This window comes from Pseudomonas sp. MC6 (genome assembly GCF_054790575.1).
Genome location: NZ_CP186504.1, coordinates 2,479,615 through 2,491,484, shown reverse-complemented (window position 1 = coordinate 2,491,484; position 11,870 = coordinate 2,479,615). Strand labels below are relative to the sequence as shown.

Here is an 11,870-nt window from a genome sequence, read left to right as displayed (position 1 = left end):
TTTGGCCATAACACTCCTAGCATATGTCCCTCGATGTAGCTGAACCTTCGGAGCGTCCATTAGCGGAATCTATTATGGTCCCATTGACGGACCGACGGTTCTCGCCGAATGCAGGCGATCATTAATGGAAGCTAATTGCAGAAAGCTACCCCATCCGACATTCCATACCGCGTAAGTAATGCCCAAATCAACGATGTTTATCTTTGGCTTCCTCCAGCGATGACGTTGAATTCAGCACTACCCAACACCTCCCCATTAACCATCACCCGCACCCCATGCAGCCCCTCAAAATGCTTCCGAGTCGTAAAATCCTTAATCACCTGCCGCCTCCCCACAACCAAACTCTCAAACCCCGCCAACCCCACCGTCTTCAACTTAAAAACCTTCCCCGAAACCCCGCCATTCGCCTTCACATAGTCAATCGCATAATCAATCACCAACCGCTGCTCATGCGCCACCGTCGACTTCACCACAAACGACAACGTAATCGCTTCCCCCAACCTAACCACCGCCGGCTCAACCCGCACATCCAACAACTCAACCTCAGCCTTCGCCCCGGCCCCAATCAGCGTCAGCGCCCGCAAATCCCCCTGCTTGATCAAACTCCGCAACGCATGTTTCGCAATCCAGGCCGTGTGCTTGTTCTCCAACGACCAACCTTCAATCGTGTCCAACACCCACTCCGGATGCACTTTCGTCACATCATTCAAATGATTCGCCACGGACTTGCGCACGTACAAACTCTCATCCGCCTTCAATCGATCCAGTATCCCGGCGGCCAACTGTGGATCGGCCTGAACCGCGTCCAACCGAAACGACCAAGGCAAGCGAGGGCGGCTGCCTTCGCTGGCGAGTCGTCGGACGTGGTGGTTCTCGTCGCGGGTCCAGTCGTGCATCCGTTCCAGTGAGCGTTCCAGATCGCTGCGCAAAAAGTGGCGGATGGCGAATTCGGAGGAGCCGAAGGTGGTGAAGTACTTCAGGGCGTCCATGGAGGTGTCGAACGCGTGTCCGCCGTAGCTTGCGACGTAATGCGGCAGGCACATGCTGACGAATCCGCTGTTCAGCCTCGGCGCGAGTTCACGCAATACATCGAGGGAATCTTCGTAATCCAGCGGCAACACCGCATGCAGGCTTTCACTGACACGCGCCATGCGTTGCATCACTGATAATTCGGCGAGTCCGTCTTGGGCATGTTTGAGAAACGCCTTGGCCTTGAACGCCGGGTACACGGCGCTCATTTCGCGGGCGATGTGTTGCAAGCGCTCGGCGTTGAAGATTTCCTTTAACGCCGGGGCGGCGGTGTCGGTGGTGCTCATGGTCAGGTCATCGGGGTGCTGACGAACGCTTCGAGGGTTTCGGCGTAGGCGGTGTATTGGGCGATGTGGGGGTAGCGGCGGGTGTCGATCTGGTCGGGGACGACGAGGTCGGTGAAGCTCCAGGCGACGGCGAGGCTGATGCCGGCCTGGGTGAGGGTGCCGTCGGTGGGCAGGCCGGTTTTTTCCAGTTCGTGTTCGAGGGCGGTGAACGCGGCGGCGAGTTGGCCTTCGACGCGTTCGACCCACGGCTGGTATTGAATGTCGACCGGGCGCAGGTTGCGTTCGTAATAAAGCTGCACGGCTTTTTCGCAGGCGGCGAGGCTCAGGCCGATCAGGCGCAGGGCTTGGGCGCGTTGTTTCAGGTCGGTTGGCAGCAGTCTTTTGCCGCAACTAGCTTCGAGGTAGTCGAGAATGAGGGTCGAGTCCATCAGGACCAGGCCGTCGTCGAGGATCAGTGTGGGCGCTTTGACCACCGGGTTGATCTGCTGGAATTGCTCGAAGTGGCGGAACACCGAGACCGACTCGTGTTCGAGGTCGATGCCAAGGCGTTTGGCGGAGATCGCCACGCGACGCACGTAAGGGGAGTCCAGCATGCCGATCAGTTTCATGACGCGTTCCTTCAAGTCAAACCGGTGGGAAGGCATAACCTAGCCGACGTTGAGGCAATTGTCAGTCGTCGAAGCCGGGTTGTTCGTGAATCTCATCGACATTCAGTTCCAGCCGATACGCCACCGCGACAAACAACGCCTGACACAAACACAGCGTCGCACTCAGCGAACGAAAGGCGAGGGCGCTGCCTTCGTTGACCAGCAATACGCTGTGGGCGAGTTTTGCCAGTGGCGAGAGGTGGCTGTCGGTGAGGATCAGGGTGTTGGCCTGCTGCTGGCGGGCGAAGCGCAGGCAGTGTTGGGTTTCTTTGGCGTAGGGCACGAAGCTGATGGCGATGACCAGATCGTTGGCGCGCACGCTGCGCATTTGCTCTCGATAGCTACCGCCTAGCCCGGACACCAGATGAATTTTTTTCTGAGTGTGTTGCAAGTTGTAAGCGAGGTAGTCGGCGACGGCGAAGGAGCGGCGTACGCCGACGACATAAATGTTGTCGGCGTTGACGATCAGGTCGACGGCTTTTTCGAACGCGGCGTCGTCGAGTTCGCGGCCCAGGCGTTCGATGCCGGAGCCGGTGGCGTCGATGCATTCACGGGCGAGGTCGCCGGCGCTGGCTTGCTGCGACTGGTTGGCGATCATGCTGCGGATGCGTTGCTGGTAGTTTTGCACTGGCGAGGCTTTGTGCGTGTAGGCGCTGCGGAACAGCGCCTGCATTTCGCTGAAGCCGCTAAAACCAAAGCGTTGCGAGAAGCGCACGATGGCGGACGGGTGGACTTCGCACTCGCGGGCGATGTCGCTGATGCGGTCGACCATGATCCGGTCGCTCTGCTGGCTGATGTAGCTGGCGATGCGTTTGAGCTGGCGCGGCAGCGCGTCGTATTCGTCGGTGATCAGTTGCAGCAGGCGCTCGGCATTGATCGGGGGGCTGGCGAGTGAAACCTCGTCGGTGGCCGGCAGATCGGGGCGGGGCATAGGTCATCCTTCAGGCTGGTTGATCACACGGTGGGCCTGATAGTAGGGGGGCTTTTGCAGGTCTGCTTTGCTGAAACGATGCAGTGCGTGGTAAAAAATTGCGTCTGGGCGCTGCGTGGTTAGCCGTTTGTCTTCTATATACAGCCGCTCGACTGAATTTCTTGCTATAAACGCACTCCGATGGCCGTGTGAACCCTGTGTCAGAGCAGTTTCCGAACGTTGTCGGACAAATTCCCTGTATTTACAGTTGCTGAGGCCTCATTCGGGCCTTAGACTGCCGCCCCTCGTAAATTGAGTGCCGGGTGGCATTTGCAATAAACGATGCCTTTTCGCCGACCGCACGCGGTTCGCCGAAACGCTCCCTAATTCGCCTTAATGCACGTTTTTTTATAGAGATATCAATGACAAAGGACAAGTTGCTGGCCATGCCGGCAGATGACTACATGAATGCCGAGCAGCACGCTTTCTTCACTGAGCTGTTGCAGAACATGAAAGTCGAAACCCACGAGCGCATTGAGCAAAACCGTATCGCCATCGAAAGCCTGGACACCCCGGCTGACCCGGCGGACGCGGCTTCGGTTGAAGAAGAGCGCACTTGGCTGGTGAACGCGATCGATCGCGACCAGCGCATGCTGCCGCAACTGGAACAAGCCCTTGAGCGCATCAAGGAAGACAGCTTTGGCTGGTGCGATGACAGCGGCGAGGCCATTGGCCTGAAACGCCTGCTGATCAGCCCGACCACCAAGTACTGCATCGAAGCTCAAGAGCGTCACGAGCAGATCGACAAGCACCAGCGTCAGGCCTGATTCTGTGAGGTGACCCTTTCGATAGGGGCGCCTTGAAAAGATCGCATCCTTCGGCAGCTCCTACACAGGCGTTGCTGGAGGCTGCGATCTTTGTTTTTGCTCGTCCGCAATATTTCCCCGCGATTCCATTGACCTGCCACAGACCCCACGACTAACGGACCATGGATAATGGCGTTGTAGTGGCGTTTAATGCAGTCACAACAATGAGAACAAGCGTGGGGTGTTGATATGACGAGAGATGGATCTCTGGTTGGGGCTTTGCCTGCACCAGTGCTTTTGCCGAAAAACCGCTGGATCGCACCGACCCTGCAAAGCATCGCCCTGATGCTGTTGCTGGCCGGCATGTCCCTTGCCGGATGGTCGCTGTACATTGGCATGCCGCTGGCGGTGCTGATCGTCTGGCTGCCGCGCCTGCGCTCCCGAGCCACCCCCGAATCTCAGCCTGCCGACCCTGGCAGCGCCATGTCTGAATTGACCCGCGACCTTTCCTACACCACCAGTCATAACGCCTTGTCGGCGGCGGGCGTGGCATTTTCGGTCAAGGAACTGGCGAGCAAACTCGAATCGCAACTTGATGCGGCGGCGCAGATCGTCAGCAACGCCGAGGTGATGATCGCCACCGAACATGCGACTTCGCAGCTCAGCCGTGCAGCGCTTGAGGCGGCCAGCCAGGCGCATCACAGCAGCGCGGCGGGACGCACGGAACTGGTAGATTCGATCGCGCGCATGCATCAGCTCAGTCAGCGCGCCAATGCCAGCCGTGAATTGATCGAAGCCTTGAGTCTGCGCAGCGATGATATTCAGCGCGTGACCCTGGTAATTCAGTCGATTGCCAGCCAGACCAATCTGCTCGCATTGAACGCGGCGATCGAAGCGGCGCGGGCCGGTGAGCATGGTCGTGGTTTCGCGGTGGTGGCGGACGAAGTTCGCGGGTTGGCGGCACGCACAGCTTCGGCAACCGGTGAAGTGGGCGAGATGGTCGCGGACATTCAACAGCGCACGGCGCAGGTGGTTGAGCAGATTCGTGAGCTGTCCAGCGATCTGCAGACCGGTGTCGAGCAGGTCGAGCACACCGGCCAGCATCTGCAGAACATTGCGCGATTGGCAGCCGGGGTGGAAAGTCAGGTCGGTGAAATTGCCCAAGGTGCAGAAACCAATCGCGAGCAACTCGACAGTCTGTTCAAGGCCATCGAGCAAATGCGCAGCGACTTGGCGATCAGTGATCAACAGACGCGCCGCCTCGCCGAAGCCGCTGTGCAAATGGAAGGGCAGGCGGAAACCATCAGCGAGCGTCTGGCCGAAGTCGGTCTGGATGACTATCACCAGCGCATCTACGACCTGGCCCGCGAAGGCGCGAGCCAGATTGCTGCGCGATTTGAGGCGGATGTCGAGCAGGGGCGGATTAGTCTTGAGGATTTGTTCGACCGTCAGTATCTGCCGATCCCGAATACGCAACCGGCGAAATTTCAGACCCGTTTCGACCGTTACACCGATCAGGTGCTGCCGGCGATTCAGGAGCCATTGTTGCCGCGTCACGAAGGGCTGGTGTTCGCCATTGCCTGTACGCAGCAGGGTTATGTGCCGACGCACAATCAACTGTTCAGTCAACCGTTGACGGGCGATGCGCAGGTCGACGCGGTGAACAATCGCACCAAACGCAAGTTTGCCGACCGCACGGGTATTCGCTGCGGCAGCCATCAGCAACCGGTGTTGTTGCAGACCTACACTCGCGACACCGGTGAGCTGATGCATGACTTGTCGGTGCCGATCATGATCAAGGGCCGGCACTGGGGCGGATTGCGTCTGGGCTATAAACCGGAAAGTCCGCGCTGAGGGATTGTTACTTGCGGTGCAATGAATCTGTGCACGGAGCTTGCTGTTTCCGCCCGCAAGAAACCATTAATCTGCCCGCTTAGTTAGGTAGCTAATGATTTCGGGAGGGCTGCATGCAGTGCAGAGTTGATGTTGCCGTGATGATCGGCAGTGGCGTGCCGGCCGGTTTGCGCGCAATGGGCCGCAGCGTCTGCTGGGTGGTGTTGCTCAATGGCGAGCGTCGCGGTACCGCGTTTGCCAGTCGCGACGAGGCGGAGGAGTGCAAGGCTGCGTGGCTCGCGCAATTGCACGCTGAGCCGGGTGACAGCCTTCACTGACTCCTGATTACTTGCCGTCGTGCAGGCGCACATTCAGTTCATCAACCACGATCGCCTCTTCACCGTCGGCCCTTAACCATTCCTTGAGTAATTGCGCCTGTTGCGGCGTCCAGAAATCGGCGTCGATCAGTTTGGTCTCAGAGGTCAACTGATGCTTTTCGATGAAATCGTCGATTGCTGTGCCATCTGAAGGCAACCCCAGTTGATCGAACAGGGTTTTTAGATCGTATGCTGGCAGTTCCATCGTGTACTCCTTCGGTGGGCGCCGGTACGGCGCGGTCGATCACTCTCTTTATCTGAGGCAGCCATTCGCCAGGAGTTCGATCTTCGATTCAAGTGAGCGGGCGAGGGCGCAGGCTTCGTTGTGATCTTCACGGAAACCTCTTACACGCCCGGTCGAGGTTTCCTTGATGTGGAAGAAGGCGTTGCCGGCCGGTACGACTTGAAAGCGTGGCCAATGCTCGTTGATGGCGCTGAGATGCAGGATCAGCGGCGATTCGATACGGGCGTCTGTGGTCATGGCAAAGTGAGTCCGAGTGCACATATGAAGTCCTTTTCATCAGTTGGCCGATATTTACAGGCCGTTTCGGGTAGTCGGAATGAGCATCGCTGCTCTAGAATCGCCAGTACCTGTTGACGACAGGGCTTATCTAAAGCAATTTTTCGCCAGCGATATGTCGGAAAAGTGCTTTTTTTCGTGAGAATTTTCCCTAAAGTTCGTAGTCAGACTGCTCTTGCCAACGGTGAGGATTTTTCCTTCAAGCTTTGGCGAAATCTGGATGAGTTTCGCGAGTGACAATCCAGTAGTCTTAGGGGCCTCGCGCTGAATCAGCACTCTGCTCGATTCGGGTATTTATTTGAGTCATTTGGTAGTTGCATTGGCCTGGCTTTTTTTTGCCGTGCGCGTTTTCCGTGTGCGGTTTTTTCAGATGTGGGGATGTTTCTTTGGCAGTCAGTAATCTCGATATGCATGCTTTGTTCGTGTTGGGTGATTTGCGTGCAAAGCTGGTCAAGTTGTTCCAGTCGCGTTTTGTTTACATCACCGAGCAGAACGCCGAAGGCATTTACGTGGCCGAGATCGACACCGAAAGCGCCTTGGTGGTCGATGACAAACCAGGGCTCAAGCTCAAGGTCGGCGATCATTTCAGTGCATCGGTCTTGCCCAGCCGTGAAGGCGGCAAGATGGATATCCGCTTTCGCGAAATCAAACTCACGGTCTATGGACTGGGCGATTACGCCTTCGTCGAAACTGCTGACGGGCACGCGATCCTGTTCAAGGAAGGCCACAGCGTGGTGACCGTGTTCGCCGCTCATCAGCAATTGCAGGAAGGCCTGACCAAAACCCTGAAAGCCGTGACCGCCAAAGCCGCCAAATGGCGCAAGGGCGAGCTGGTGACGTTCAAGGCCAGCGAGTGAGTCGCTCAGATTTCCATTCGCAGAACCTCGACACTGCACGCGAGGAAGCCCTGCGTTTGTTCGCCGCCAAGGCCGAATTGCAGGGCGCCTGGCTGAACTGGGTGGCTGCGCAGATCTACCAGTTACGTCCCGCGGAATACGCCAGCATGGTCAGACGCGAGCTGCAAAGCTTGCAGGAAAATTCTGATTCGTAACCTCGTCTGGGGCATGGCCCGGAAAAAGCAGGAACCTCGGCTACAGTCAGTTGACTGAGTATTCAGAGGCTTGCGGTCTTCTGTCAGGCCATCCTGCCATTGCTGTGAACAGCACGAGGTGCAATGCATGAACGGATTTCGACGGTTACTGGCCGCCAGCGTGGCCACGTTCGGTTTGCTGATATCAGCGCAATCGGTGACGGCCGCCCAGGCGCCGATCCATTTTGCCGACCTGAACTGGGAAAGCGGCAGCCTGATTACCGATGTGCTGCGGATCATCGTCGAGAAGGGTTACGGCTTGCCAACCGACACCTTGCCTGGCACCACCATCACGCTGGAAACCGCACTGGCCAACAATGACATTCAGGTCATTGGTGAGGAGTGGGCCGGGCGCAGTCCTGTGTGGGTCAAAGCCGAGGCCGAAGGCAAAGTCGTCAGCCTCGGTGATACCGTCAAGGGCGCTACCGAGGGCTGGTGGGTGCCGGAATACGTGATCAAGGGCGACCCAGCCAAAGGCATCAAGCCGCTGGCGCCGGATCTGCGCAGTGTCAGTGATCTGAAGAAGTACAAGGACGTGTTCAAGGATCCGGAAGCCCCGAACAAGGGGCGGTTCCTCAACAGCCCGATCGGCTGGACCTCGGAAGTGGTCAACAAACAGAAGTTGACGGCTTACGGATTGCAGGACGACTACACCAACTTCCGCAGTGGCTCGGGGGCGGCGCTGGATGCCGAGATCAGCTCATCGATTCGTCGTGGCAAACCGGTGTTGTTTTACTACTGGTCGCCGACGCCGCTGCTGGGCAAGTTCAAACTGGTGCAACTGGAAGAGCCGCCGTTTGATGCCGAGGCGTGGAAAACGCTGACCGATGCCGATAATCCCAATCCGAAACCGACCCGGTCGCTGGCGTCGAAGCTGTCGATTGGTGTGTCTACGCCGTTTCAAAAGCAGTATCCGCAGATTGCCGAGTTTTTCAGCAAAGTGGATTTCCCGATCGAGCCGCTGAACAAGGCGTTGGCCGAGATGAGCGAGAAGCACACGGCGCCGCGTGAGGCGGCGGAGGCATTCATGAAGGCGCACCCGGACGTTTGGCAGGCCTGGTTGCCGAAGGATGTGGCGGAGAAGGTTTCGGCTGATTTGAAATAGAGGCTGATGCGGCTGGCCTCATCGCGAGCAGGCTCACTCCTACAATTGGAATGCATTCCCCTGTAGGAGTGAGCCTGCTCGCGATGCTTTTAGAATCGGGTCTGCACCGCCAATTCAAAGGTGCGCGGTGTACCGAGGTAATACGCCGGCGAAACATGCGCAAACTCGGCATACACCTCATTGGTCAGGTTACGCACGCGCCCGGTCACGGTGGTATGCGAATCCACCTTGTAGCTGAGGAAGCTGCCGAACAGTGTGTACGACGGCACGGTCATGGTATTCGCAGTATCGGCATACACCGACGCCACATATCGTGCATCAACCCCACCGTGCCACTGCGGCGAAAAGTCATAGGTCAGCCACAGATTACCGACCCGATCCGGCACATTGGTCGGCGTGTTGCCCTTGCGTGACACCACCACGCCGGCGGCATTCTTTTCGGTGAAATCATCGTACTGCGCATCGACCCAGGCGAAGTTGCCTTCGGCCAAAAGCTTATCGGTGATCCGCAACGAACTGGCGATTTCCACCCCTTTCGACGTCTGTTGACCGACCGGAATGCTGCCGGCCGGATCTAGCGGGTCGGTCACCGCGAAGTCTTTTCGCTCGATGGTGTAGGCCGCAATCGTCGCCGAGCCGCGCCCATTCAGATAATCGAATTTACTACCAATCTCCCACTGCTTGCCGGTCGAGACGTCGAAATCCTGCGTGCCGTTCGGTTGCTCGGCGGCGGTGCTGTATTGCACGTAGACGTTGGCCGACGGAATGAACTGGTAGCTCAGGCCGGCGCGGCCGGTGACTGGCTCCCAACTGCGCTTGAGGTGCTTGGGATTGGCGGCGGTGACGGTGCGATGGTTGGTCACATCGAGGTCAATGTCGTCATAGCGCAGACCGGTGAGCAGCGACAGTTTGTCGGTCAACGCCAAACGGTTTTCCACAAACAATGCCTTGGTGGTGACCTCGTTGGTTTTGTCGCTGATCAATTTCGGGTTGGTGCCGGGAATGTCGTAGAAGTGCCCCGGGCGGTAGTTGTTCGGGTCAACGGTGCTCGCACCTTTGATGTTCAGCGGCGAGTTGGTGGTCTGGTTGACCTTGTATTCGAAGCCCCCCGACCACGTGGTGTCGAGACCTAAAAGCGTGTTGTCGTGGCGCAGTTCGAACTGGTTGCCGTTCTGTTCGCCCTGATGGCGAACCTGATAGGCGGTCGAACGGTTCACCGCGGTGTTGTCGGCGTTGTACTGGTAGGTTTCGAGGTTGCGGTAATCGCGCTGGCTGTCGAGGTGATACAGCGTGTTGCGCAGGGTGGTGTTGTCGTTGATGCGGTAGTCGATGATCGAGCGTACCCAGATCGTTCGCTGCTCGTAACGTCCGTCCTCGACGTTGTAGTTGTTGAAGCGATTGTGTTTGTCGATCTTCAATTCGCCGGCCTTGGGATTGAGCACGGGCGTGCCCCAGTAAGGGCTGTCTTCGTGTTCGTCCTGATATTCCAGCGCCAGCGTGTGCGACAGGTTCGGAGTGAGATCGCTGAGCAGCGAGAACGCCACGCTCCAGGCATCGCGCTCCTGGCGGTCGATGTAGCCGTTGCTGGTGTTGTGGCTGACGTCGAGTCGCGCGTAGTGCTGCACGTCGGCGCTTGGGTCGGTCAGGGTATGGTTGAGGCCGAACGCGGTTTCGGTGGTGTCGTAGGTGCCGTAGCTGACCCGGCCTTCAACAGCTTGTTCGTCGCGGCTGGCGAGTTTGGTCACGTAGTTCAGTGAGCCGCCGACGGAGCCTGCGCCATTGATCAGCGATGACGGGCCGCCGACCAGTTCAACGCGGTCATAGATCCACGAATCGACGGGCCGCGCGAGACCGCCGGAAACGTTGATGCCGTTGAACATCTGGGTGATCTGGCTGCTGGTGAAACCACGGTAGGAAACGAATCCGCCGAAGCCCGGCGGCGCGCTGGCGTTGACCCCGGGCAGGGTGTTGGCGGCGTCCTGGAAGTTCTGCGCGCCGTGGCGCTCGATGTCGTTGCGCTTGGCGATTGCCACCGAAGCCGGTGTGTCGCGCACGCTCAAACCCAGACGCGAGGCCATGCCGCTGGATTGGTCGAGGCTCAGGCCCGGTTCTATGCCGGACTCGCCATCGATGGTGATCGGCGCCAGATCCACAGTGGATTGCGCCCAGACGTTAACGGACAGGCAGCCGCACAGGCTCGCCAGCAGAGTGAGTTGTTTCATCATTGAATCCTGAATGCTTGTCTAGGAGTCAGCGCACAGGCAAACGCCGCGCGTTGGCGCAGTGGGCTGACAAATCAAAAAGGCAGGGATATTCAGGCGAGCGGTGGGGCGCGGGGGTTGGCCGAAGGCCAGGTGAAGCGGGCAGGGAGGTCAGCGCTGACGATGGGCGCCAGTGGCGGGCTGTGTTGTTCCGGCAGGATCGCCAGCGTGAGGCTGGAGTTGAACGCCGGGCCCATGCCGCCGCCGACCGAGCACAGCGGGCAGCCAAACGCCTTGGACAGCGTCGGCAGTTGTTCTTCGGTGGGATTGCTGGCGAGCGGCGCTTGAGTGGCCGGGTCGACTGTACAGAACTGGCCGCCGATGCCGTTGAGTTGCATGCCGACCATTTGTCCGTGACCGATGCTGCAGGCGAACACGTTGAACAGGACGCAGCAATAAAGCATCCAGGCCAGCAGTGAGCGATCGGAACGGGAGAATTTCATGGGGCGGCACTTTACCGTACCGCTGATCGGTCGTGCACTTGAAAAAAATCCGACTAGGATGATTTGTTCAAATCCCTTTCCAAGGATTTCAACCATGACCTTTGTGTTGGCTCAATGGCTGGTGACAACGTTTGCGGTGATCGCCTTGATGCATGTGTATTGGGCGTTGGGTGGGCAATGGGCGGCAGCGGTGGTGGTGCCGCAGGTGCCGGTGCGCGGATTTGTCGCAACGGTGCGACCGGCGTTCAAGCCATCGGGCTGGCTCACGTTGATCGTGGCGGCGGCGTTACTGGTGATTGCGGCGTTGGTGTGCATGCGGGTTGGCTGGGGAATGCCGGCGGTGACGCACAAGGCGCTGCAATGGGTGATCAGCGCGATTGCGCTGTTGATGTTTGCCCGGGCGATTGGTGATTCCAATCTGGTCGGGTTCTTCAAGGAAGTGAAGGATTCGCGGTTTGCGCGACTGGACACCTGGGTGTATTCGCCGTTGTGTGCGGTGTTGGGGGCCGGGTTGTTGGCGGTGGCTTGGGTTTGATATTTGAGGTGATCTGGAGATTGCTAT

Annotated in this window: 14 protein-coding genes; 7 read left to right on the top strand and 7 right to left on the bottom strand. The window is 58.4% G+C overall.

Annotated features, from left to right (window positions below):
* Positions 1-197: 197 nt before the first annotated feature.
* The 3 genes from ACOYXE_RS11030 to ACOYXE_RS11020 form a co-directional block, all read right to left on the bottom strand.
* The gene (locus ACOYXE_RS11030; RefSeq protein WP_460929169.1) at positions 198-1,316 is read right to left on the bottom strand and encodes a DNA alkylation repair protein; all 1,119 of its coding nucleotides are present in this window, start codon (positions 1,314-1,316) and stop codon (positions 198-200) included.
* 2 nt (positions 1,317-1,318) lie between these two features.
* Entirely contained in the window at positions 1,319-1,924 is a 606-nt protein-coding gene (locus tag ACOYXE_RS11025; RefSeq protein WP_460929167.1) for a glutathione S-transferase, read from the bottom strand.
* Between the two features lie 61 nt (positions 1,925-1,985).
* Entirely contained in the window at positions 1,986-2,894 is a 909-nt protein-coding gene (locus ACOYXE_RS11020) for a MurR/RpiR family transcriptional regulator (RefSeq protein WP_460929165.1), read from the bottom strand.
* 401 nt (positions 2,895-3,295) lie between these two features.
* On the opposite strand from ACOYXE_RS11020, the gene ACOYXE_RS11015 reads away from it, so the two are divergent.
* The 3 genes from ACOYXE_RS11015 (at position 3,296) to ACOYXE_RS11005 (ending at position 5,850) form a co-directional block, all read left to right on the top strand.
* A complete protein-coding gene (locus ACOYXE_RS11015) occupies positions 3,296-3,700 on the top strand; it encodes a TraR/DksA family transcriptional regulator (RefSeq protein ID WP_003225981.1) in 405 nt (134 codons plus the stop codon).
* 228 nt (positions 3,701-3,928) lie between these two features.
* Positions 3,929-5,533, top strand: coding sequence for a methyl-accepting chemotaxis protein (locus ACOYXE_RS11010; protein ID WP_460929162.1), 1,605 nt, complete (start codon positions 3,929-3,931; stop codon positions 5,531-5,533).
* Positions 5,534-5,646: 113 nt separating this feature from the next.
* A complete protein-coding gene (locus ACOYXE_RS11005; protein WP_016982990.1) occupies positions 5,647-5,850 on the top strand; it encodes a hypothetical protein in 204 nt (67 codons plus the stop codon).
* 7 nt (positions 5,851-5,857) lie between these two features.
* On the opposite strand, the gene ACOYXE_RS11000 is transcribed toward ACOYXE_RS11005, so the two are convergent.
* Together ACOYXE_RS11000 and ACOYXE_RS10995 are read right to left on the bottom strand one after the other, a co-directional pair.
* Positions 5,858-6,094: a DUF2789 family protein gene (locus tag ACOYXE_RS11000; RefSeq protein ID WP_405124097.1), complete on the bottom strand. Its 237-nt coding sequence runs from the start codon at positions 6,092-6,094 to the stop codon at positions 5,858-5,860.
* A gap of 48 nt (positions 6,095-6,142) precedes the next feature.
* Positions 6,143-6,394 (bottom strand): hypothetical protein, encoded by a 252-nt coding sequence (locus ACOYXE_RS10995; RefSeq protein ID WP_160057346.1) that lies wholly within the window; start codon positions 6,392-6,394, stop codon positions 6,143-6,145.
* A gap of 401 nt (positions 6,395-6,795) precedes the next feature.
* On the opposite strand from ACOYXE_RS10995, the gene ACOYXE_RS10990 reads away from it, so the two are divergent.
* The 3 genes from ACOYXE_RS10990 (at position 6,796) to ACOYXE_RS10980 (ending at position 8,604) form a co-directional block, all read left to right on the top strand.
* Positions 6,796-7,266: a hypothetical protein gene (locus ACOYXE_RS10990; RefSeq protein ID WP_038366424.1), complete on the top strand. Its 471-nt coding sequence runs from the start codon at positions 6,796-6,798 to the stop codon at positions 7,264-7,266.
* Entirely contained in the window at positions 7,263-7,460 is a 198-nt protein-coding gene (locus ACOYXE_RS10985) for a hypothetical protein (RefSeq protein ID WP_405124096.1), read from the top strand. The genes ACOYXE_RS10990 and ACOYXE_RS10985 overlap by 4 nt, the downstream gene beginning before the upstream one ends.
* Before the next feature lie 127 nt (positions 7,461-7,587).
* A complete protein-coding gene (locus ACOYXE_RS10980; protein WP_405124095.1) occupies positions 7,588-8,604 on the top strand; it encodes an ABC transporter substrate-binding protein in 1,017 nt (338 codons plus the stop codon).
* 89 nt (positions 8,605-8,693) lie between these two features.
* On the opposite strand, the gene ACOYXE_RS10975 is transcribed toward ACOYXE_RS10980, so the two are convergent.
* Both ACOYXE_RS10975 and ACOYXE_RS10970 read right to left on the bottom strand, forming a co-directional pair.
* Positions 8,694-10,826 carry a TonB-dependent receptor gene (locus tag ACOYXE_RS10975; RefSeq protein ID WP_460929158.1) on the bottom strand — a complete coding sequence of 711 codons (2,133 nt, stop codon included), beginning with the start codon at positions 10,824-10,826 and terminating at the stop codon, positions 8,694-8,696.
* 92 nt (positions 10,827-10,918) lie between these two features.
* Positions 10,919-11,308 (bottom strand): DUF2946 domain-containing protein, encoded by a 390-nt coding sequence (locus ACOYXE_RS10970; RefSeq protein WP_016982997.1) that lies wholly within the window; start codon positions 11,306-11,308, stop codon positions 10,919-10,921.
* A gap of 94 nt (positions 11,309-11,402) precedes the next feature.
* Between ACOYXE_RS10970 and ACOYXE_RS10965 the strand changes: the two genes are divergently transcribed.
* Positions 11,403-11,843, top strand: a complete 441-nt coding sequence (locus tag ACOYXE_RS10965; RefSeq protein ID WP_007910751.1) for a DUF3995 domain-containing protein — start codon at positions 11,403-11,405, stop codon at positions 11,841-11,843.
* Positions 11,844-11,870 lie beyond the last annotated feature (27 nt).

Excerpts from the sequence above, each read along its gene's own strand:
- ACOYXE_RS11030 (WP_460929169.1), bottom strand. The coding sequence starts at position 1,316 with ATGAGCACCACCGACACCGCCGCCCCGGCGTTAAAGGAAATCTTCAAC.
- ACOYXE_RS11025 (WP_460929167.1), bottom strand. The coding sequence starts at position 1,924 with ATGAAACTGATCGGCATGCTGGACTCCCCTTACGTGCGTCGCGTGGCG.
- ACOYXE_RS11020 (WP_460929165.1), bottom strand. The coding sequence starts at position 2,894 with ATGCCCCGCCCCGATCTGCCGGCCACCGACGAGGTTTCACTCGCCAGC.
- ACOYXE_RS11015 (WP_003225981.1), top strand. The coding sequence starts at position 3,296 with ATGACAAAGGACAAGTTGCTGGCCATGCCGGCAGATGACTACATGAAT.
- ACOYXE_RS11010 (WP_460929162.1), top strand. The coding sequence starts at position 3,929 with ATGACGAGAGATGGATCTCTGGTTGGGGCTTTGCCTGCACCAGTGCTT.
- ACOYXE_RS11005 (WP_016982990.1), top strand. The coding sequence starts at position 5,647 with ATGCAGTGCAGAGTTGATGTTGCCGTGATGATCGGCAGTGGCGTGCCG.
- ACOYXE_RS11000 (WP_405124097.1), bottom strand. The coding sequence starts at position 6,094 with ATGGAACTGCCAGCATACGATCTAAAAACCCTGTTCGATCAACTGGGG.
- ACOYXE_RS10995 (WP_160057346.1), bottom strand. The coding sequence starts at position 6,394 with ATGTGCACTCGGACTCACTTTGCCATGACCACAGACGCCCGTATCGAA.
- ACOYXE_RS10980 (WP_405124095.1), top strand. The coding sequence starts at position 7,588 with ATGAACGGATTTCGACGGTTACTGGCCGCCAGCGTGGCCACGTTCGGT.
- ACOYXE_RS10975 (WP_460929158.1), bottom strand. The coding sequence starts at position 10,826 with ATGAAACAACTCACTCTGCTGGCGAGCCTGTGCGGCTGCCTGTCCGTT.
- ACOYXE_RS10970 (WP_016982997.1), bottom strand. The coding sequence starts at position 11,308 with ATGAAATTCTCCCGTTCCGATCGCTCACTGCTGGCCTGGATGCTTTAT.
- ACOYXE_RS10965 (WP_007910751.1), top strand. The coding sequence starts at position 11,403 with ATGACCTTTGTGTTGGCTCAATGGCTGGTGACAACGTTTGCGGTGATC.